Raw genomic sequence first — 20434 nt, 5'->3', positions numbered from 1 at the left:
GGGGGGCCGGCGGCCGTGTTGAGACCGCTCGGGTCGAGCGAACCGGTGCCGAGGACGAGCCGATCCGGCCGGAGCGTGTCTTCGACGGCGAATCCCTCGCGCAGGAACTCCGGGCTCCACGACAGTTCGACATCCGCCCCGGCATGGGAGAGCACCGAGATCCGTTGTGCGAGTTCGGCGCAGGTGCCGACCGGTACGGTCGATTTGCCGATGATGAGGTGGGCGCCCCGCAGCGTCGGCACGAGCGCGTCGATCGCCGAGTACACGTGCGAGAGGTCGGCCCGGTGCCCGCGGGGTTCCTGCGGGGTCCCGACGCCGAGGAAGTGCACCGAGGCGTGGTCGGCGGCCGCGAGATGGTCGGTTGTGAAGCGGAGTCGTCCGGCGTCGATGTTGCGGCGCAGGATGTCGGCGAGCCCCGGCTCGAAGAACGGGACCTCGCCGGCCTGCAGGCGTTCGATCTTGTACGGGTCGACGTCGATGCCGACGACGTCGTGCCCGAGTTCGGCCATGCAGGCCGCGTGAGTGGCACCGAGGTAGCCGCATCCGATCACCGTGAGCTTCATGAGGGCAACGGTTACCCAGGCGGAACCACCGGTAACCATCCTCGCCGTGGCGGGTTGTCATCGGCTGGGTGAACTTCCGGAGCCGCGCCCACCCGGTCCGTCCACCCGCCGGTTGAGCCGAGTGCTCCCGCTGGTTGAGCGGAGTCGAAACCTCAGTCGTGCTTCTGGAAATTCAGGTACGCCTTCGACGGGGTGGGGCCACGTTGTCCCTGGTACTTCGATCCGACCGACGCGCTGCCGTACGGCTCCTCGGCCGGGCTGCTGAGGCGGATGAGGCACAGCTGCCCGATCTTCATGCCGGGCCAGAGGGTGATCGGCAGGTTCGCGACGTTCGACAACTCGAGGGTGATGTGGCCGGAGAAGCCGGGGTCGATGAAGCCCGCCGTCGAATGCGTGAGCAGGCCGAGCCGGCCGAGTGACGACTTGCCTTCGAGCCGGCCGGCGAGGTCGTCGGGCAGCGAGCACACTTCGAGGGTGGACCCCAGCACGAACTCACCCGGGTGCAGCACGAAGGGCTCACCGTCGGCGGGTTCGACCAGCGAGGTGAGTTCGTCTTGGCGTTGTGCGGGGTCGATGTGGGTGTAGCGGGTGTTGTTGAACACCCGGAACAGGCCGTCGAGCCGGACGTCGACGCTGGAGGGCTGGACGAGGGCGGGATCGAACGGATCGATGGCGAGGCGCCCGTCAGCGATCTCGGCGCGGATGTCGCGGTCGGAGAGCAGCACGGTGTCGAGGTTATCGAATGGTCAGGGAGGATCTGCGCCGGTGTCGGTCGGCGCCGACCCTCCGCTCTCCGGTGCCGCTGTTCTGCGCCGCCGGACATCGGCGCGCATGCGGTCGAGGATCGCGTCGGTGCGATGGGCATGGTTGATCCGCGGCGTCGGCGACGGGTGCGCGCGGGGCGGGTGCCAGACGGCGCGGCCGGCGTCGACCCCATCTGTGGCGATGGTGGTGGCCCACTGATCCACGCCGGTGCCGACCACCCGGTTGTGTGGTGGGCAGGCGGTCGCGAGGGTGTCGAGGTCGGTGGATCCGTGGTGGGCGTCCCATTCGACGACGTGGTGGATCTCGCAGTCGAACGACGGCCGCGTGCATCCGGGGAAGGTGCAGCCGCCGTCGCGGGCAACCGCGGCGATTCGTTGTGCGCGCGAGGCCAATCGCCTGGACCGCCCGAGGTAGAGCACCTCGCTGGAGTGGTCCCGGAAGACCGCGAGATGATGATCCGCGTCCGCGGCGAGGTCGATGGCGTCCTTGATGGGTAGGAGGGTTCCCGTCGCGGTCCGTGCCGGGTCGCCGGCCGCGTCGCGCAGCGCCGATTCGGTGATGGAGACGACGAGGTGTGGCGGCAGCCCGTGGTGCGAACCCCCGAGCGCGCCGGCGTCGAGCACGAAGCGCAGCATGGCGCGCAACGCGTCGTGGTTCCGCTTCTCGGTCGTGCGCTCGTCGCGTCCGGCAGCGGCGGCCAGCGCGTCGGGGTCCGCGGCGGCGGGGTTGCCGGTGGGCGACTCGGGATCGGCGGGATTGTTCATCCCGGGAGCGGCCCACACCGACAAGACGACGTCGAACATGGCGCGCGTCACGGGGTCGAGCGTTGCGGTCAGCCGGGACATCAGTTGGGCGTCTTGCGGCCCGAGTTTGAGGCCGCGGTTGCGGGCGCGGTCGCGATCGTCGGTGATGGTTCCGTCGGGGTCGAGGTGGGCCAGGATGCGGGCGCCGAGATCACGGAGTGACGACGGGTCGTACTCGCGTGCGTAGTGCGCGAGCGTTGCCTCGGCGGCTTCCCTGTCGGCGGGGTCCACGTCGGCGGGGATCTTGCGCATCACCGCGATGACGACGTCGACGTGGCGTCCCGAGATCTCGCCGTCGGCAACACCTTTGGCGGTCTCGGGGAAGCGCGGTTCGAGCGGCACCCCCTGCATGTCCGGGAACCTGCCCAAGGCCCAGACCCGGTTCATCAGGCGGGTCGCCTCGCCGCGCCGGTGCAGACCGTGGCAGAGGAAGTTGGAGACGGTCTGGCACCCCATTTTCCGGTACGCCGACCGCTCGTCGATGTCGACGATGTGATCGGTGAACAGCGACAGCATCCGTCGTTCGGCACGCTCGTGCTCGATCGCGACCTGTAGGAGGTCGGTGTCGGAGCAGTCCGTGGACTGCGTCTCGGCGATCTCGTCCATAAGTGCATGCAGGCGCTTGTACTGGTCGAGAAGAAGTGGTGGTGGTGCAGATGGCTCGGTAGAAGCCATGATTTCATCCCCCGTCATCATGGCTTTACTCGAAACTACGTTCGAGACTACCGGCCGGTCGTCCAGCGCGCAACCCCTTCCGGCGAATTGTTCTGCGTCGCAACCGAATCGCGTCGGCCCGCCGAGAGACCCGGCCTCGCCCAGATGTCGCAGTTCGTTGCGCCTGACGCCACGTTCTGCGACATCTGTGCGTGCCGGCGACCGGCCCGGCCACGGGTTTGCTAGGCTGTCGTTCGCGAGTCCGGCACTCGCACGCCGATGTAGTTCAATGGCAGAACATCAGCTTCCCAAGCTGAATACGCGGGTTCGATTCCCGTCATCGGCTCCACCATCACGGGGTCCGCAAGGCACTCTCCTGGTCCATTGACGGACTAGCCGAAGAGAGCCACCGCGGTGCCGGAGATTAGCGGCACACTCAGCATGACCAGGACGACTCCGTTGATCCATCGGTGGTCACGCAGAACCGCCAAGAACTCACGGACCTGGGCGTTGGGGACGAAGTATCGCGCGGTGTGGGCGCCGGTCGAGAATCCGTCGATCCCGGCAGACCGCATGAGCATCGCTCCGCGGAAGGCGTGATAGCCGCTCGTCACCACCGCGACCGGTTCGGTCACTCCACGCTCGTCGAGCACACGCCTCGAGTACCGGAGGTTCTCCGCGGTGTCGGTGGATCGGTCCTCGAGTGCGATGGCATCACGATCGACGCCCTTCGACACGAGGTACTCGGCCATCGCCGCGGCCTCCGACAGCCGCTCGTCGCCACCTCTGCCTCCGGAGCAGATGATCAGCGGGTCCAGGCCGGAAGCCCGGGCCAGATCATAGATCTCGCGACCGCGGTCGAGTCGTGACGCCAGCAGCGGACCGACGCGGGACCCGTCGAGCAGACCGGCACCCAGGACGATGATCGCGCAGACCTTCGCCCGTCGCGCCCGCCACCTGCTCCACCTGCCGTACAGCCACGACCAGAGCAGCAGCGAGGCGAACACGAATCCCAAGTAACCGGCCGGGATCCCCACCGCCAGGAGGAATCTGAGCAGAGCGTTGCTCGTCGAGACGTCGAACCATCCGACGATGATCCCGAGCAGGAGTCCGAGCGCGTAACCGGACAGGAGTGCACCCAAGAGCGCCGACAGCAGGTTCGCGGGGCGGCGCCCCTCTCGACGCAGAAGCGTCACGCCGTTGGCGATCAACGACACCCCGAGAATGAGGATGGTAAGCAGCGCAACGAGTCCGAGGGCCACGATGACCACCGCCGGTGCGAGAACCGAGCCGTCGTCGACGCCCCTGTCCACGACCGCGATCACCGCGGCGAGCATCACGCCCGACAAGCCCGCGGTCAGCAGGATGCCGGGGCTCAGACGACGTGGGTCCTGCCATGCGAGCACCGCGCTCGCGATGAGCAGCACTGCAGCAACTATCAGTACGCCCATCACGAGCACGATGGTGTCACAGGTGTCGCGCAGGTCGGCAAATGAGGAATGAGCCCAGCGGCTCTAACTCGATCTCGGCGCACACGAAACGTTTCTCCGTACCCATTCTCGGACGCGATCGAAACCGCGCCGCCGGCGTGCAATCATCAGACGAGTTGGGCCGACGCCACAGTCGGTCCTCGTCATCCCAGGACGCACACATGCATCTGCCCGCGATGAGAACTCCGATTCTGGTGCTGAGCATCGGCCTGCTCCTGAGCTGGCTGCTGCCGTCGCCCGCTCATGCGGCGCCCAACCGGGTCGATGCCACTCCGGCTGGGTTGACCCTCGATGGACGCCAGGGGTGGCCATCCGGATTCGACGCCTACCAATTGGCCACCGATTGGTCGGTGAATGCCGGTTGCGGAGCGATGGTTGATCTCGACGACTATTTCGCCGCCTTACCTCCGCATTCGCTCACTCGCTTCAATCTGTTCGCTCAACTGGCCGTGAACAAGTACACCCAGCAATTGGATTTCGGGCCGATGGATGCCGTCTTCGACGCCGCCGCGCGGCTCGATCAGATGGTCTTGCCTGTCCTCGCGGCCGCCGATGGCGCATGCGAGAGCGGAGTTTTCAAGGAACGAGACTGGTACCGATCCGGCTGGCGAACCGTCGCCGGCGCGGGTGGACTCACGTTCGAGCAGTGGGTCAGGACGGCAGTGGGACGCTGGAAGAGCAGGTCGGCTCTGGCGGGATGGGAATTGGTGGGTGAACCCGAACCGTCCATCTGTGGCGATCAGTCGTGTGGATGGCAGCAGCGGTCGTGCCCGGTCGACGCCGCGCGCGTACTGCGGTCGTTTTTCGGCAGCGCAGGTGCGATGGTCACCCGGCTGCACGGCGGGGCGGTGATCTGGTCCGGCTTCACCGGCGGTGGCCAGTGCGGCACCGCCGGGCCCGACTACCAGTACGTCGCCGGCTCCCCCTACGTGGACGTCCTGGACTATCACGACTACGGTGCGGACGGTGTCGCGCTCCCCGGGGATCAGTGGAACGGACTGGCCGAACGTCTACGCCAGGCACGCGCAGTCGGAAAACCCCTCGCGGTGAACGAGATCGGCCAGCATGCCGGCTCATGCGGTTCGACGTCCGAGCGCGTCGACGACTTCCGAACCAAGATCGCCGGGCAGCGGGCGGCCGGGACGGCAACCGCACTGTTCTGGGCATTCGTCCCGGACCCGAGGCACGACCAGTGCACCTACGACATCGGTCCCGGTGACCCGGTGCACGAACTGGTCTCCGAACTGACCAGCCTCGATTGAGGGTCAGCACTCGGGCAACAGTGCAATACCCGGCCGACGGGCCGACCGGCCGTTAGACTCTGCCGATGTCCAGTCCCCTGGGGATCACCCCCGACGAGTCGCTGCGCAAGGGACTTCAGAGTCGTCACATCAGCATGCTCGCGCTCGGCGGCGCCATCGGCACCGGCTTGTTCGTCGCCTCGGGCGCCACCATCTCAGACGCGGGCCCGGGTGGCGCCATCCTGGCGTATCTGCTGATGGGCTGCATGGTCTTCTTCCTGATGCAGAGCCTCGGCGAGATGTCGGCATACATCCCGTGCAGCAACCCGTTCGAGGAGTACGGAAAGCGCTTCGTGTCCAAGTCCTTCGGCTTCGCAGCCGGGTGGAACTACTGGCTCAACTGGTCGGTCACCCTGGCCGCCGAGTTGGTGGCCGCCGGGCTGATCATGAAGTACTGGGCACCCGACGTGCCGTCGTGGATCTGGTCGGTCGTGTTCCTGGCGGGTCTGCTGGCGCTGAACCTGTTCGCGGTCAAGGCGTTCGGCGAGGCCGAGTTCTGGTTCGCGGCGATCAAGGTCATCGCGGTGGTCGTCTTCCTCATCGTCGGCGTGCTGCTGATTCTCGGTGTCGTCGGCGACCGTCCGTCGCCGGGCTTCAGCAACTGGACGATCGACGACGCCCCGTTCGTGGACTTCCCGCTCGGCATGCTGTCGGTCTTCCTCATCGCCGGTTTCGCATTCCAGGGCACCGAGATGATCGCGGTCGCCGCCGGCGAGGCGGTCGAACCGAAGACGGCGATTCCGCGCGCCGTGCGCACCGTCTTCGTGCGCATCCTGCTGTTCTACATCGGCACCCTGACCGTGATCGCGTTCCTGATCCCGTACACCGACCCCAATTTGCTGAATGCGTCCGAGGAGAACATCGCGATCGCCCCGTTCACCCTCGTGTTCTCCGACGCGGGGATCGCGGTGGCGGCATCGATGATGAACGCCGTGATCCTGATCGCGATCCTGTCGGCGGGCAATGCGAGCCTGTTCGCGGCAACCCGCGCGTTGTACGGCCTGTCGGTGCAGGGCAACGCCCCACGTGTGTTCGCCTGGGTCACGCGATCAGGAGTGCCACTCCTCGCCGTGGCCGCGACGGCGGCCATCGGCGCCCTCTGCTTCCTGGCGAGTCGGGTGGGCGACGGTCGCGCGTATGTGTGGCTGGTCACCGCCTCGTCGGTGGCGGGCTTCATCACGTGGATGGGTATCGCGTGGGCCCACTATCGTTTTCGGCGGGCGTGGCAGGCGCAGGGTCTCGACCTCGGCAGACTCCCCTACAAGGCCTGGCTCTACCCGGCCGGCCCGATCATCGCGTTGCTCATGTGTGTTGCAGTCATCGCGGGGCAGAATCTCCCGGCGATCCGCGACGGATCCGCGGGGAATCTCGAACTCTGGCTCACCGCCTACGGCGCACTGTTCGTGTTCCTCGCTCTGTGGTGGGGCCACAAGGTGATCACGCGCAGCCCGACCGTCGACCTGCTCACCGCCGATCTGTCACCCACATCAGCTGCGTCGGCGCATCGCGATCCGGATCCGGACCTCGTCGGCTGACGATCAGCCGACAAGTTCGGCGATGTGGTTCAACGAGTTACGCAGATGGTCGTCGGCGAACGGCGGGAACTCGATGTACTCCCGGATGTGAGCGGGCACGGCCGACCAGTCGTAAGTCAGGGTGAGCTCGGTGGACGCCTCCCCCACCGGCACCAGGTCGTAACGCCATGTCCAGCCGCCGAATTCGAGCTCCCCGGAGTCGTTGCGCTGCCCTGGTTGCCACGCTATCGCCGACCGCGGTTCGATCACCTCGACCCGCTTCTCCATCAGGTAGTCACCGTCCGGATGGTTGGAGTGGTACATGTTCATCCGGAAGACCTGGCCCACCTCCCGCAGCGGTGTCGTGTCGACTGCGTCCCGAACCCAGCCGGTGCCGTCGATGGCCTGGTGTGTGCGGGGGTCGGCGAGCGCCGCGAACACCTCGTCGGGCGTGGCGGAGATCGTGCGGCTGACGGCAACGTTCTCGTGCGTCATGGTGCTGGCCCTTTCGGGTCGGGTCCCCCGGATCGGGGATCGGACACAGAGGTGGACCCGAACCGGCGCCCGTACTCATCGGTGACCTTGTTTCCCACGAGTGCATGTCATCCTCGTGAGATGGACCTGCGCCTGAGTCGGGAACGTTTCGCCGCCGCGCGGTCGGTCACACTCGCCACCGTGTCACCCTCCACCAAGCCGCACCTGGTCCCCGTCGTGTGCGCACTCGACGACGACGTCATCTACACGTGCGTGGATCACAAGCCGAAACGAACCACCGCACTCCGTCGTCTCGCCAACATCGCGGACAACCCCGCGGTGTCGCTCCTGGCTGACATATATTCCGACAGCTGGGATGAACTGTGGTGGGTGCGGGTCGACGGCCGGGCACATGTCGTCGACGCCGGTGAACCCGTCGGCAGTCACGGCATCGACACGCTGGCCGCGAAGTATCCGCAGTATCGACTCCGACGGCCCGATGGACCGGTGATCGTCGTGGAGTCTCTGACGTGGCACAGCTGGTCGGCCACCTCATAGGCACGTCGGCGGGCGGCGGTTTCGGGCGATTCCGGCACGTTCCTCGATAGGCTGGCTGCCACGCAGGCATACCGAGGAGGTTCCCGATGGTGCAGCGCAGCGGCGAACGGCCACGCGACAACCGGTCCGGATCACCGGGCTCGGCCGGCCGAGGCTCCGGATCGCCTGACCCACAGCGGGACTTCGACGAGATCGACCACCAGTCGGCGGGTGAGCGCGCCGACGAGGTGGAACCGAAGATGCGACGTCGGCAGTGGATCGGACTCCTTGCCGGCGTGGCACTCGCGGCCCTGGTCTACGTGATCCTGCCCGCCGAAGTCGGGCAGGGAGCCCGGCTCACGGCGGCGACCGCAGTTCTCATGGGCCTCTGGTGGATGACCGAGGCGATACCCATCCCCGCAACCGCGTTGCTGCCGCTGGTGATCTTCCCGGTCTTCGGCTCAGACGAAGCGGGCGAGTCGATCTCGGTGAACGACGTCGGCGCGGCCTATGGAAACAACGTCATCTTCCTGTTCATGGGCGGCTTCATCATCGCCCTCGCGATGCAGCGGTGGAATCTGCACCGCCGCATCGCCCTGGTCACGGTCTCGGCGATGGGCACCAAGCCGCCGATGGTGATCGCGGGCTTCATGATCGCCACCGGATTTCTCTCGATGTGGGTGTCCAACACCGCAACCGCCGTGATGATGATCCCGATCGGCGTGTCGGTGCTGGCGCTGGTTCTCGACCTCGGTAAGGATTCGGGCACCGACGCGCCCGGGCCGAAGGTCACCGACACCGACGAACCGGTGGACGGTGAGACCCTCACCCAGGCGGTCATCAAGAGCAACTTCGGCACAGCACTGATGCTCGGCATCGCCTACGCCGCATCGATCGGATCGTTGGGCACGATCATCGGCACCCCGCCCAACACCCTCCTGGTCGGGTACCTCGAGGGCGAAGGCATCGACATCGGGTTCCTGGAGTGGATGATCGCCGGCGTCCCGCTCGCCGTGATCTTCCTCGCCATCGCGTGGTTCCTGCTCACGCACGTCCTGTTCAAGCCGGAGATCGACGACATCCCCGGCGGCCGGCGCATCATCCGCGATCAGCTCGACGCCCTCGGCTCGATGTCGCAGGGCGAGATCCGGGTCGCCGCGATCTTCGGCCTCACCGCACTGGCGTGGATCGCGGTCCCGCTGATCTGGGACGAGAATCCGCCGATCTCCGACACCGGCATCGCGATGACGGCGGCGATCCTGCTGTTCCTAATGCCCAGCGGCTCCAAACCCGGTGTGCGCCTGCTCGACTGGGAGACCGCGATCAAACTGCCATGGGGCGTGCTGCTGCTGTTCGGCGGCGGCCTCGCCTTGTCCCAGCAGTTCGAGTCCAGCGGACTGACCGCCTGGATCGGCGACGTGGCCGCCGGGCTCGACACGATCCCGGTCATCGTGCTGGTGGTCATCGCGGCGACCGCGATCATCTTCCTCACCGAGATCACGAGCAACACCGCGACAGCGGCAACCTTTCTCCCGGTCGCCGGAGGCGTGGCCATGGGAATGGGTCTCGACCCTTTGGTGCTCACGATCCCCGTCGCCCTCGCCGCAACCTGCGCATTCATGCTCCCGGTGGCGACCCCACCGAACGCGGTGGCCTACGCCAGCGGGTACGTCACCATCGGCCAGATGATCCGTGGCGGGCTCTGGCTCAACCTCATCGGGATCGTGCTCATCACCCTCGCCGCCTACACCGTGTTCGCGTGGTCCCTCGGCATCGCGTACTGACCCACGACTCGACCGGGCCCGATCGAGTCGCTCGTCACCCTCCCGCCGACCACGGGAATGCACCGAACCGACGGATCCGTTGCGCGAAGGGTCAACAACGTCGCGAACAAAGAGGTGCAGTTGTGAAGATCGGGATCATCGGAGCGGGATTCATCGGCGGGACGCTCACGCGTCGTCTGACATCGTTGGGACACGAGGTGCGGGTGGCGAACTCACGCGACCCGGAGACGCTGGCCGAACTGGCCTCCGAGACCGGCGCCACCGCGGTATGGGCCGCCGACGCCGCGAAGGACGCCGACCTGGTGATCGTCAGCATCCCGCAGAAGAACACCCCCGACCTCGCGCCGGGCATCCTCGACGCCCGCAAGCCCGACGCCCCGGTGATCGAGACGAACAACTACTACCCCCAGCAGCGCGACGGCAAGATCGAGGCGATCGAGAACGGTACTCCCGAGAGCGTCTGGGTGTCGGAACTGCTCGGCGTTCCGGTGTACAAGGTGTTCAACGGTATCTACTGGAAGCACCTGCTGAACAAGGGCGTACCCGCGGGCACAGAGGGCCGCATCGCGCTGCCGATCGCCGGCGACGATCCGGCCGGCAAGGAGATCGTGTTCCGCGTGGTCGACGAACTCGGGTTCGACCCGGTCGACGCCGGACCGCTCGCCGAGTCGTGGCGGCAACAGCCGGGAACGCCGGTGTACGGCAAGGATTTCGGCGCCGACGACACCCTCAAGGCGCTTGCCGATGCGTCGCCGGAACGCACCGCTGAGTGGCGCGCCTGACGCACTGACAGGGGCGGCACGCCACGGCGGGAATCAGCGACGCTTCGGACGTCCGGGCCCGCGTCGCGCACTCTTGCCGGGGATCTTCCCGGCCGCCTCGCGTGCCGCCCTCTTCGCCGCCGCCTTCTCCTTCGCCGACCGTTTGGGCGCCTCGTCGGTCCGCCCCCGCGACGACGTCGCCTTGCGGCCGCGCACGATGCCGATGAACTCATCGGCCAATTGAGTTGTGGGAGCAGGCCAGAGGAGTCCGACGGACCCGGTCGGGGCGTCGGTGACCGGCCGATACACCAGGTCCTTGCGGTGATGCAGGCGCGCCAGCGACTGCGGCACGAGCAGTACGCCGACGCCGGCCGCGACGAGTTCGACTGCGTCACCGGTGGTCTCGGGCCGATGATCCACCGCCGCACCCGGGCGTTCGGATACTGTCAACGGTTCGTCCAGCGGCCACAGCAACTGCTCGTCGGTCAGATCGGCCAGGGTCATCTCGTCGCCGGCGGTCAGGGCGTGGTCCTTCGGCACGACGACGACCGTCGTCTCCTCGTACAGGTCGATCGTGTGATGTTCCCGCGCATCGCCGGACCGCAGGGCATCGGGCAATCTGGTGATCGCCATGTCGACGCGCCGCTCCCCGACCGCCTCGGCACAGACCGCGACGTCGAGGGCGATGAGTTCCAGCGAGACGTCGGGACGCCGCTCGGCCCAGATCCTGACCCACTTGCTCGGCGTGACCCCCGGAACGTATGCCAGCCGGAAGACAGGGGCCTCGCCCGCTGCGTGAACGTCGGGTGTGGTCACGCCCAAAGGCTACCGCCCGATACCCTCGTCGAATGAGCTCGCAGTCGATGAAGCCGGCCACCGCCGCCAAAAAGCTGGACGTGTACCTGCCGGCCACTCCTGCGGAGTTCCAGCAGGGCCCGATCACCCGGGCCGAACTCGCCGCCCTCCAGACCGACCCGCCGGAATGGCTCCGCACGCTTCGCGCCGACGGCCCGCACCCGAAGAATCTGGTCGCGGCGAAACTCGGCATCTCGAACTCGGGCCTGGTTCGCGGCGGCATCACCGAGGCACTCACGACGGCGCAGATCGACGACCTCCTCGCCGAGATGCCGGATTGGCTGGCCGCCGAACGCGCCACCCAGATCGAGGTCCGTCGCGAGGAGCGGCGCGTCAGGTCGCTGCACGCCGACCGACGACGCGCCCGCGAAGAGGGTGACACGGACCCGGAGAGTTAGTCCTCCGACCGGTCCGCAGCCGCACAACAGTATCCACCCGACAGCGACTATCGCTTCACTGCAACGTCTCTCGGATCTCGACCGCCAGCCCTGTCAAATGCTCCCGGAGCACGCGCTGCGCGCGGGCCGGCGAATCCGTGTCGGCGAGGAGCAGGTGCATCGCCAGACCGTCGACGAGGGCGTGTACCGCGACCGCATGAGAGTCGAGATCGCGGCCGGCGCCGATCAGCCCGTGCTCGTCGAGGACGCCCAGCACCGTCCGACAGAGCGAACGCAAACCGTCGTGGGCCTCACGCGCAGCATCTGCGAGACCGGGATGTGCCACCGACTCGGTCACCATCGCGAGGTTGACGTGCATCTCGACGCGCCGCTCGTCGTCCAGCGGTAGGACCTCGGACAACACGGCCTCGGCCCAGCGCAGCGGGTTGCGAATTCGGTCGTGCCGACGGATGCGAACCGCCACCCGGTCGTAGATCAGCCGCATCGAGAACTCGAGCAGCTCCTCCTTGTCCGCGAAGACGTGGCGGAGCGAGCCGACCGAGATGTTCGCTTCCGCCGCCACCTCGCGGACCGATACTCCGGATGCGCCTTCGCGCAACACGATCCGCCACAGGGCCTCGGCTATCTCGGCGCGTCGCCCGTCCCGGTCGATCAACTTGGGCATTGACTCATGGTAGTACACCCGTGCTACGTTGGCGCCGGTTTTGATAGCACGGTTGTGTCAGCAAAGAACGGAGAACCGATGGCGACCCGACACGCGGCGCTGGACGTCCTGCGCGGCATCGCGATTCTGGGCACCCTCGCCACCAACATCTGGATCTTCACCAACGCGGAGGGGCTGATCGGCTACATCCAGGGCGCCTATCGGGCCACCGGCTCCTGGGCGGTGGCCGAGGACGTCCTGCAGCAGCTCGCCCAGGGCAAATTCCTCGGTCTGCTCACGATCATGTTCGGAATCGGGCTGGCCATCCAGCAGCGGTCGGTTGTTCGACGAGGCCGGACCTGGCCGGGACGGTACTACTGGCGAGCCGCGCTGCTGTTCGTCGACGGCGTGATCAACTACTTCCTCTTCACCGAGTTCGACGTCCTCATGGGTTACGCGGTCACCGGACTCATCGTCGCCTACCTGCTGTCGATGCGGCTGCGGCGCCAGTACGTCGCGATCGCGATCGCTGCGTCGACGCATCTGGCGCTGCTGGGCCTGGTGAGCTGGGCCCTTCTCGCCGCGCCCGCTACATCGGGTCCGGGTGCCGCGCTGTCCCCGAACCCCTACGCGAGTGGCAGTTTCGTCGACCTCGTCGCTTTTCGCGCCGAGAACTTCCTGATGTTCCGTGCCGAGGTCCTCTTCATCCTGCCGATGTCGATCGCGCTCTTCCTCATCGGCGCGGCCCTGCTGCGCGCCGGCGTCCTGGAACCGCGCGGCGCCCGGCTTCGGCGACGCCTGATGGCCGTCGGGCTGGGGATCGCCCTACCTCTCGACTTTGCCGTCGGACTGGCCGGTGGCGATGCCGGACTCGTCGTGGGGCGGTACGGGTTGGCGCCGCTCGTCGCACTGGGGTTGCTCGCATGGGTCGCCGGGTACTACGCCGACGGCCGCACTCCCGGGCGGTGCGGCCGCGCGCTGACACCGGTCGGTCGAATGGCGTTGTCCTGCTATGTGTTACAGAACGCGATCGCGGGTGCCGCCTGTTACGGCTGGGGCCTGGGGCTCGCGCACCATCTCGACGGCTCGACGCTGGTCCCCGCCACGGTGTCGCTGTACCTCGGCATCGCCGTGGTGCTCATGCTGTTCTCCCGCTTCTGGCTCAGCCGATTCGAGCGGGGCCCTCTCGAATGGCTGTGGCACCGAAGCTACGACCGCATCACCGCTTCCGCCGACCGGCGACTGTCACCCGAACGAGTGGACAACCCGCGGTGACGGCTGCTCGACCGCAGGTCAGCGAGCCGACCGGGATGGGTTAGCCATCCCCGCCGCGGGGTACCCGACGCGCACCATCATCCGACCGAGGAGTGAGTCGTGGACACCGCCATCTGGATCATCATCGCCGTCGTCGTCGTGATCGTCATTCTTGCGCTCGTGTTGCTGCTGCTTCGTCAGCGAAAGGCACGCCGACGGGTTCAAGCCGAGGAGATCAGGCAGAACGCCACGCAACAGGTCTCGACCGTCCGCCACCGCGAGGCCGTCGCCGAGGAGGCCGATGCCCGGGCACGGAAAGCGCAGGCCGAAGCCGATGCGAAGGCTGCAGAGGCCAAGCGGCTGCAGGAACAGGCACGCCACCACCAGGGACACGCGGCCGAGTCGCGGCACGAGGTCGAGAGCGAGTTCGCCCGTGCGGATCGTCTCGACCCCGATGTCCGACGGAACGCGGATGGACGGGACACCGAGGGACGGGGCGCCGACGGGCGTGATGCGGACGGGCGGAACGACCCGAACGTCGCAGGCCGGCACGCCGGTCAGCCATCGAACAACCCGATCGATCCGCGTCACCGCCCGGACGCCGATCCCCGCGGACACCAGACGCCGCCGAACGCCCGCTGACGAGACCCTCTCGCAAGCGATGCCGGCCACACCGCCGGCGCGCTGTGACGGAGCCCGCTCCGAAAAGTGATACTCGGTCCCGAGTGTTAGTGGGTACCATTTCTCTCGTCATCTGCGCCGGGACCTTCGGGGCCGGTCTTCCGCAGCACCAGAGGGGTCCACGCATGGCGTCGTTTCTGTTCAAGCTCGGAAGCTTCTGCTTTCGCCACAAATGGTCGGTGATCGCGGCCTGGCTGGCTGCGCTCATCGCGGTCACCGGACTGGTCGGTGCACTCCAGCCCAAGTTCGCGCAGGACTTCAGCCTTCCCGGCACCGACTCGGGGGTTGCCACCGAACAGGTCGAGCAGTACTTCCCACAGGTCATGGCCCAGCAGGAACAGGCGTCCACGAGCATCCTGGTCGCTGCCGAGGACGGGCTGCAGAACCACACCGCGCAGCTGAACGAACTCGCCGCGGCCCTCCGCGGACTCCCCGACGTCATCGAGCCGCAGACCGTCGTCAACCCGCTGACGGTTGCGGCCGCTGATCCAGCACTCGCTGCGCAGGCCGTCGGCGACAACGGTCGGGTCGGTCTCATCCAGGTTCGCCAGGACATCCCGATCCTCGACCTCACTGTCGAGAACAAGGAAGAACTCGTCTCGATCCTGGACGAGTTCTCCGTCGACGGCCTGCAGGTGGAGGCAACCGGGTCGCTGATGCAGGTGATGGAAGCCGGCGGCACGGCCGAACTGCTCGGTTTCGCCGTCGCCTTCGTCGTGATGATCGTGGCGTTCGGAGCCCTCATCGCCGCCTTCATACCTCTCGTCACCGCGATCGTCAGTGTCGGCATCACCATCCTGCTGCTCACGCTGTCGGCCGAGGCTCTGTCGATCAACGAGTCCGCCACCGCCATCGTCACGATGCTCGGCATCGCCGTCTCCATCGACTACGCGCTGTTCATCGTGTCCCGGTACCGCGCGGAACTCCTCCGCGGCGGCGCGCCATCAGACGCCATCGGCCGAGCCGTCGGCACAGCCGGGTCGGCGGTGGTTTTCGCCGGCCTCACCGTGATCGTCGCGGTGGTGGCCCTCATGGTGATCGGCATCCCGATCATCACTCAGATGGGCGCGGGTGCCGGCGTCGCCGTGTTCATCGCGGTGCTGGCTGCTCTGACCCTCATCCCAGCCATCCTCGGTGCGTTCGGGCGGTTCGCCTTCCTACCTCGAATCCCCTGGATCAAGCACGCCGCGGAATCCGAGGACGACACTCTGGGTGTCAAAGTCGGGCGCACCGTCGTCAAATGGCCCATCCCGTTCATCGTGATCGGCCTGCTGGCGCTTGCGGCCGCGGCCATCCCGGCCACCAAGCTGGAACTCGGTCTGTCGCTGTCCAGCGAAGCCGAAGCACCCGCTCAGGAACTGCTGAGCCGCGGTTTCGGTGAGGGCATCAACGGCCCACTACTCGTCGTCGTGCACGACGAGGACGGCGCGATCAACGCCGCGGCCGAGGAAACCGTCCGGCACATCGCAACTCTGAGTGATGTCGCCAACCCCGAGGGACTCACCTTCACCGGCAATCGGGCCGGCGACACCGCGCTCATCATGGTCACCCCGGAGAGCGCGCCGTCGTCAGCCGCCACACACGACCTCATGGAGCAGATCCGCGCCTTCGCACCGACGGTCGAGAACCGTGGCGCCGAACTCCACGTCGGCGGTCAGACAGCCATCATGTCCGATCTCTCCCAGAAACTCGACGATGCACTCATCCCCTACCTGGTCGTGGTCGTCGGTCTCGCATTCCTGATCATGATCGGCGTCTTCCGGTCGCTCTGGGTCCCGCTCATCGGCACCCTCGGATTCGTCTTCTCGGTCCTGGCGACCTTCGGCGTCACCGTGGCGATCTTCCAGGAGGGCTGGCTGGGATTGATCACCCACACGCAGCCGATCATCTCCTTCCTGCCGATCTTCCTCATCGGCGTGGTGTTCGGGCTCGCGATGGACTACCAGGTGTTCCTGGTGACCCGAATGCGCGAGGAGTTCATGCACGGCTTGTCGGCCAAGGAGGCGATCGTCGCCGGTTACCGGCACGGAGCCCGGGTGGTCACGTCGGCGGCGATCATCATGATCAGCGTCTTCGCGGCGTTCATGCTCTCCCCGGAGACGACCGCCAAGATGATGGGTTTCGCGCTGGCCGCGGCAGTGTTCTTCGACGCCTTCGTGATCCGCATGCTGGTCGTACCCGCGGCGATCGCGTTGCTCGGCGACCGGGCCTGGGGCCTCCCGCGCTGGCTCGACCGCTTCGTGATCAACTTCGACATCGAGGGCGAAGCAGTCCGCCATCGTGGGCTCGAGGAACCGGACGACACCAGGTCCCCGGTCCCGGCGAGCTGAGAAGCCGCACAATCCTTCTGACAAGAAGTGAGCACACATGGGCAACTGCCTGACTGTGCACGCCGACTCCGACGCCCCGGAACCCGCGCCGGGGCGTCGGATGGGCCTGCGTGAACAGAACAAACTGCGCACCCGCAACGCCATCCGGCAGGCGGCGATCACCCTGATCGCCGAGCAGGGGTACGCCAAGACCACCGTCGAGCAGATCGCCGAGGCCGCCGGCGTCTCACACACGACGTTCTTCCGCTACTTCCCGTCGAAGGAGCAGGTGGTCGTCGGAGACGAGCACCTGCATGCCGAGGCGCACGCGATCGTCGAGTCCATGCCGCCCGGGCTCAGCCACTTCGACCTCATCCGGCGCCTGATGACCGAGCTGCACCGCCTCACCATCGACGACCCCTGGGTCGGCAATCCACTTCGCATGCAACTGATCCGCACCGAGCCGTTGCTGCAGAAGACCTTCCAGGTCGAGTCCGAGCGCATGATCTCGGACATGACCCAGCTCATCGCCGACTACTTACGGATCGCGCCCGACGACTTCCGGCTCAAGGTGTTCCTCGACGCGGTGGCCGGGGTGACCTTCCACCTGGCCACCGAGTTCGACGACAACCGGGAGATACCCCAGCTCGAGACGACGCTGCGCGCGATCGATCTCCTCGAGCAGGGGTTGCCGGTCGGATGAACAGTGGTTGTCCGGCCATTCGCCCCGCGAACATTCCCTCTAGGATTCAGAGCGTGATCTCGGACAACGCTGCCCGACCGCGATCGATGCCGGGCCTTCGACACGGCTCCTCGCTGCGCTCGTCGCCGGCTCAGGCAGCAGGGGGACCGGTCCGCTGGACGCGGTTCGTCGTTTCATGGGTCAGTACAGTCGCGGCCATCGCGGCCACCGTCTCGCTCGCGGCATCGGCCCAGGCCGCGCCGGCCAAGCCGACCCCGACGCCCTTCCCCGTGACCGACATCGCGCGGCTCTACGCCTCGGACATCTCGTCGTATCCGGGCGGCGTGTACCTGCAACCGGTCGAGACCTTCACCGCCCTGCGCCGCGACCACCCCGAGGTGATGGCCCGCAATCTCGAGACGGCGGTCGCGATCAACCAGTCGGCGGCCGGCAACCCGGGACTGCAGCGCCGAGCGCTCGCCGACGCACACGACGATCCGCTCTGGACGATGTCCGATGCCTTCGGCGACCGGCTCGGACGGGATTTCCGGAACGCCCTCGCCGCCGATCGCCTCCCGAAGACCACGGCCCTCTTCAGCGACTACCTCGCCCGCGCCGGTGGGCTCGCGAACGCGACGCTCGTCGAGAAGTACGTGTTCGGGTACGAGCGGCCGTTCATCGTCGCACCCGAGCGGATCCGCAAGTACATGCGCGCCGGAGCCAGCGAGTACGACGCGCTGGGCAGCAACCCGTCGTTCCCGTCCGGCCACACCAGCCTGTTCTTCTGGCGGGGCACCCTGTTCGCATCGATGCTCCCGGAACTCGCGCCGCAGTTCCTCGCCCGTGCCTCGGAGGGTGGATATCACCGCATCGTGCTGGGCGTGCACTACCCGCTCGACGTGATCGGTGGAGCGATCGTCGGGCAGGCCGCCGCCGCCGATCGCTGGAACGACCCGCAGTTCCGCCGGCTCCTCGCCGCGTCTGCCACCGAGATCCGCAAGGAACTCGAATGGCGTTGCGGCGCAGCCCTCTCGGTGTGCATTGCGCGTGACACGCCCTACGCCACCGACGCCGCGGCCCAGACGATCTACGCCCAGCGCATGACCTACGGATTCGGACGCGTCTCGTCGCCGACACATCCGATGGTGGTGCCCCGACAGGCCGTCGAACTGATCGCCGGGGCGTACCCGCAACTCACCGACGAGCAGCGGCGTCAGGTCCTGGAACAGACCGCGTCGCCCGCGGGATACCCGCTCGACGACCAGCGTCCCGGCCGCGCCTCCTGGCAGCGCCTGGACCTCGTCCGTGCTTACACCGCCGACGTCACGGTCGGCCGCGACGGTCGGGTGACCGTCCACTGAGGACCGCCCTGACCTGCCGGTAACTGAATCGTTTGTCCCACTGCCCGTTGCGAACTCGTTCGTGACGGGCAGTGTCGTGCCATGTGGTCCACTGTGTGTCCAGTTTCGCCGAACAGCTTGACACCGGCGTAAGGGTATGGCTACTTTTCGAGTGGCCCACATCACATCCGACGTGGACTCACCGCCGTGACCAGGGCGGACGGTGCCGGAATCGCGGACCCAGACACAGCGCTGGGTCGATGAACTCAATCCTTCTAAGCCCCGCCGGGGCGATGTCGCCGTGCCCTCTCGCAGGGCGGTTCCGTCGTGCCCGGAGATCATCGGGAAAGGCAGTCGAAACATGCGTTGGTCGAATTCACGCAGGAGAGCCGGACGGTTGGCGGCAGTCGCCGTCGCCGCGGCGTGCATCTTCTCGGTCGTGTCGTGCAGCAGCGACGACGGCGGATCGTCGGACGGCTCCGCCGCGGATGCCAGCGGCACCAAGGCGTCGGGCGAGGCGATCAAGGTGGGGTTGTTCAACCCCACCAAGGGCCCCGCCACCCAGGGTGGCGTGACCACCGGCAAGGACGCCGCCCTGGACTACATCAACAACCAGATCGGCGGCATCGGGGGCCGGCCCGTCGAGATCGTCGACTGCGGAATCGACCAGACCGCACCGGAATCGACGGTGTCGTGCGCCAACCAGTTCGTCGAGGCCGGCGTGGTCGCCGCGATCGACGGCTACAATGCCGAATCCGCCTCCGCGGTGCCGATTCTCACCTCGGCCGGCATCCCGTTGGTCGGCCAGATCCCGTTCAACACCTCCACCGGCGCCTCGGCGGAGAACCGCGTGTACTTCGGTCCGCCACCCGCCGCGTTCCTCGTCGGTTTCATGCAGCAGCTCAAGGCCGCCAACAAGAATTCGTTGACGCTGGCGAATGCCGATCTCCCACAGGCACATCAGGTGTTCGACGGTTTGATGAAGCCGCTCGGCGCCCAGCTCGGCATCGACGTCAAGTCGGTCTACTACCCGCCGACCGGCCCGAACTTCACCTCGCTGGCCACCACCCTGGCCGAGGGCAACCCCGCCGCGGCCGGCCTGATGACCTCACAGAACGACAACGTGTGCACCAAGCTCGCGCAGTCGCTGCGGTCGGTGAACTACGAGGGCACCATGTTCATGGCGGCCTGCACCGACTTCATCGACACCATGGGCGCGCAAGCGGTTGGCGCACAGACCTACTCACCGATCTGGCAGCCCCCGGCCATGGACTCCGCACCGGAGCCGGCCAAGGCGAATCTCGGGATCGCCCAGAAGTTCATCGACGAGCAGGGTGGCACCGGCGGTTTCTACGCCTACGGCACCTTCGCGACCCTCGCCGACTTCGCGATCACGCTCAACAACGCCAAGGTCACCGATTTCACCGGCCCGAACGTGCTCGGTGCGCTCAAGGCAGTCACCGACTACCAGTCGTTCATCGGCCCGAAGCTCAACTGCGGTAAGCCGACCACGCCGAACTGCACCACCGAGATGCTGCTGTTCGACGTCGTCGCCGAGAAGAAGACCGAACCCGCCACCGGCGGCTTCATCACCCCGCTTCCGGCTGCGCTGCAGCGCATCCCGGG

General features: G+C 67.1%; 18 protein-coding genes, 1 tRNA gene and 1 pseudogene. 13 read left to right on the top strand and 7 right to left on the bottom strand.

Going from position 1 to position 20434, the window contains the following annotated elements; translation table 11 throughout:
* The 3 genes and pseudogenes from M4D77_RS19290 to M4D77_RS19280 all read right to left on the bottom strand — a co-directional run.
* Nucleotides 1-563, bottom strand: a pseudogene (locus M4D77_RS19290) (UDP-glucose 6-dehydrogenase); the annotation flags it as partial.
* A gap of 152 nt (nt 564-715) precedes the next feature.
* Nucleotides 716-1288, bottom strand: coding sequence for a dCTP deaminase (gene dcd / locus M4D77_RS19285; RefSeq protein ID WP_058249633.1), 573 nt, complete (start codon nt 1286-1288; stop codon nt 716-718).
* Between the two features lie 21 nt (nt 1289-1309).
* Nucleotides 1310-2806 carry an HNH endonuclease signature motif containing protein gene (locus tag M4D77_RS19280; protein WP_259937041.1) on the bottom strand — a complete coding sequence of 499 codons (1497 nt, stop codon included), beginning with the start codon at nt 2804-2806 and terminating at the stop codon, nt 1310-1312.
* Nucleotides 2807-3060: 254 nt separating this feature from the next.
* Here M4D77_RS19280 and M4D77_RS19275 point away from each other — a divergent pair.
* Nucleotides 3061-3134 (top strand) — tRNA-Gly (locus tag M4D77_RS19275).
* Nucleotides 3135-3177: 43 nt separating this feature from the next.
* Here the strand turns inward: M4D77_RS19275 and M4D77_RS19270 are convergent.
* Nucleotides 3178-4236, bottom strand: a complete 1059-nt coding sequence (locus M4D77_RS19270) for a YdcF family protein (RefSeq protein ID WP_259937039.1) — start codon at nt 4234-4236, stop codon at nt 3178-3180.
* A 200-nt stretch (nt 4237-4436) separates the two neighbouring features.
* On the opposite strand from M4D77_RS19270, the gene M4D77_RS19265 reads away from it, so the two are divergent.
* Nucleotides 4437-5537 (top strand): beta-mannosidase, encoded by a 1101-nt coding sequence (locus M4D77_RS19265; protein ID WP_259937037.1) that lies wholly within the window; start codon nt 4437-4439, stop codon nt 5535-5537.
* A gap of 65 nt (nt 5538-5602) precedes the next feature.
* On the top strand, nt 5603-7111 hold the full coding sequence (locus M4D77_RS19260; RefSeq protein ID WP_259937036.1) for an amino acid permease: 1509 nt from the start codon (nt 5603-5605) through the stop codon (nt 7109-7111).
* Nucleotides 7112-7114: 3 nt separating this feature from the next.
* On the opposite strand, the gene M4D77_RS19255 is transcribed toward M4D77_RS19260, so the two are convergent.
* Nucleotides 7115-7585 carry an SRPBCC domain-containing protein gene (locus tag M4D77_RS19255; protein ID WP_259937034.1) on the bottom strand — a complete coding sequence of 157 codons (471 nt, stop codon included), beginning with the start codon at nt 7583-7585 and terminating at the stop codon, nt 7115-7117.
* 120 nt (nt 7586-7705) lie between these two features.
* Here M4D77_RS19255 and M4D77_RS19250 point away from each other — a divergent pair, with 120 nt between their 5' ends.
* From M4D77_RS19250 to M4D77_RS19240, 3 genes are all read left to right on the top strand, one after another.
* The gene (locus tag M4D77_RS19250) at nt 7706-8122 is read left to right on the top strand and encodes a TIGR03668 family PPOX class F420-dependent oxidoreductase (protein ID WP_259937033.1); all 417 of its coding nucleotides are present in this window, start codon (nt 7706-7708) and stop codon (nt 8120-8122) included.
* Nucleotides 8123-8361: 239 nt separating this feature from the next.
* Complete coding sequence (locus tag M4D77_RS19245) at nt 8362-9885, top strand: SLC13 family permease (protein ID WP_396266602.1); 1524 nt, start codon at nt 8362-8364, stop codon at nt 9883-9885.
* Nucleotides 9861-10667 carry an NADPH-dependent F420 reductase gene (locus M4D77_RS19240; RefSeq protein ID WP_259937031.1) on the top strand — a complete coding sequence of 269 codons (807 nt, stop codon included), beginning with the start codon at nt 9861-9863 and terminating at the stop codon, nt 10665-10667. The genes M4D77_RS19245 and M4D77_RS19240 overlap by 25 nt, the downstream gene beginning before the upstream one ends.
* A 33-nt stretch (nt 10668-10700) precedes the next feature.
* Here the strand turns inward: M4D77_RS19240 and M4D77_RS19235 are convergent, their stop codons facing one another.
* A complete protein-coding gene (locus tag M4D77_RS19235) occupies nt 10701-11468 on the bottom strand; it encodes a LysR family transcriptional regulator substrate-binding protein (protein WP_396266601.1) in 768 nt (255 codons plus the stop codon).
* A gap of 41 nt (nt 11469-11509) precedes the next feature.
* On the opposite strand from M4D77_RS19235, the gene M4D77_RS19230 reads away from it, so the two are divergent.
* The gene (locus M4D77_RS19230; RefSeq protein WP_137809700.1) at nt 11510-11899 is read left to right on the top strand and encodes a DUF5997 family protein; all 390 of its coding nucleotides are present in this window, start codon (nt 11510-11512) and stop codon (nt 11897-11899) included.
* A gap of 55 nt (nt 11900-11954) precedes the next feature.
* Here the strand turns inward: M4D77_RS19230 and M4D77_RS19225 are convergent, their stop codons facing one another.
* Nucleotides 11955-12563 (bottom strand): TetR/AcrR family transcriptional regulator, encoded by a 609-nt coding sequence (locus M4D77_RS19225; protein WP_259937030.1) that lies wholly within the window; start codon nt 12561-12563, stop codon nt 11955-11957.
* Nucleotides 12564-12641: 78 nt separating this feature from the next.
* On the opposite strand from M4D77_RS19225, the gene M4D77_RS19220 reads away from it, so the two are divergent.
* From M4D77_RS19220 to M4D77_RS19195, 6 genes are all read left to right on the top strand, one after another.
* Entirely contained in the window at nt 12642-13817 is a 1176-nt protein-coding gene (locus M4D77_RS19220; protein WP_259937029.1) for a DUF418 domain-containing protein, read from the top strand.
* Between the two features lie 99 nt (nt 13818-13916).
* Nucleotides 13917-14438 (top strand): hypothetical protein, encoded by a 522-nt coding sequence (locus M4D77_RS19215; protein WP_259937028.1) that lies wholly within the window; start codon nt 13917-13919, stop codon nt 14436-14438.
* 164 nt (nt 14439-14602) lie between these two features.
* Nucleotides 14603-16807: an MMPL family transporter gene (locus M4D77_RS19210; RefSeq protein WP_165629492.1), complete on the top strand. Its 2205-nt coding sequence runs from the start codon at nt 14603-14605 to the stop codon at nt 16805-16807.
* Nucleotides 16808-16844: 37 nt separating this feature from the next.
* Nucleotides 16845-17489, top strand: a complete 645-nt coding sequence (locus M4D77_RS19205; protein WP_211539779.1) for a TetR family transcriptional regulator — start codon at nt 16845-16847, stop codon at nt 17487-17489.
* A 53-nt stretch (nt 17490-17542) separates the two neighbouring features.
* On the top strand, nt 17543-18829 hold the full coding sequence (locus M4D77_RS19200) for a phosphatase PAP2 family protein (RefSeq protein WP_259937027.1): 1287 nt from the start codon (nt 17543-17545) through the stop codon (nt 18827-18829).
* A gap of 340 nt (nt 18830-19169) precedes the next feature.
* Nucleotides 19170-20434 (top strand): ABC transporter substrate-binding protein (locus tag M4D77_RS19195; RefSeq protein WP_259937026.1); only part of this gene is annotated, 1265 nt, incomplete at its 3' end.

The sequence above is a fragment of the Gordonia sp. p3-SID1431 genome (genome assembly GCF_025143765.1).
In the GTDB taxonomy this organism is placed as follows: Bacteria; Actinomycetota; Actinomycetes; order Mycobacteriales; family Mycobacteriaceae; genus Gordonia; species Gordonia hongkongensis.
Note: the sequence above shows the minus strand (reverse complement) of the source record. Positions and strands in the feature narration are given on the sequence as shown.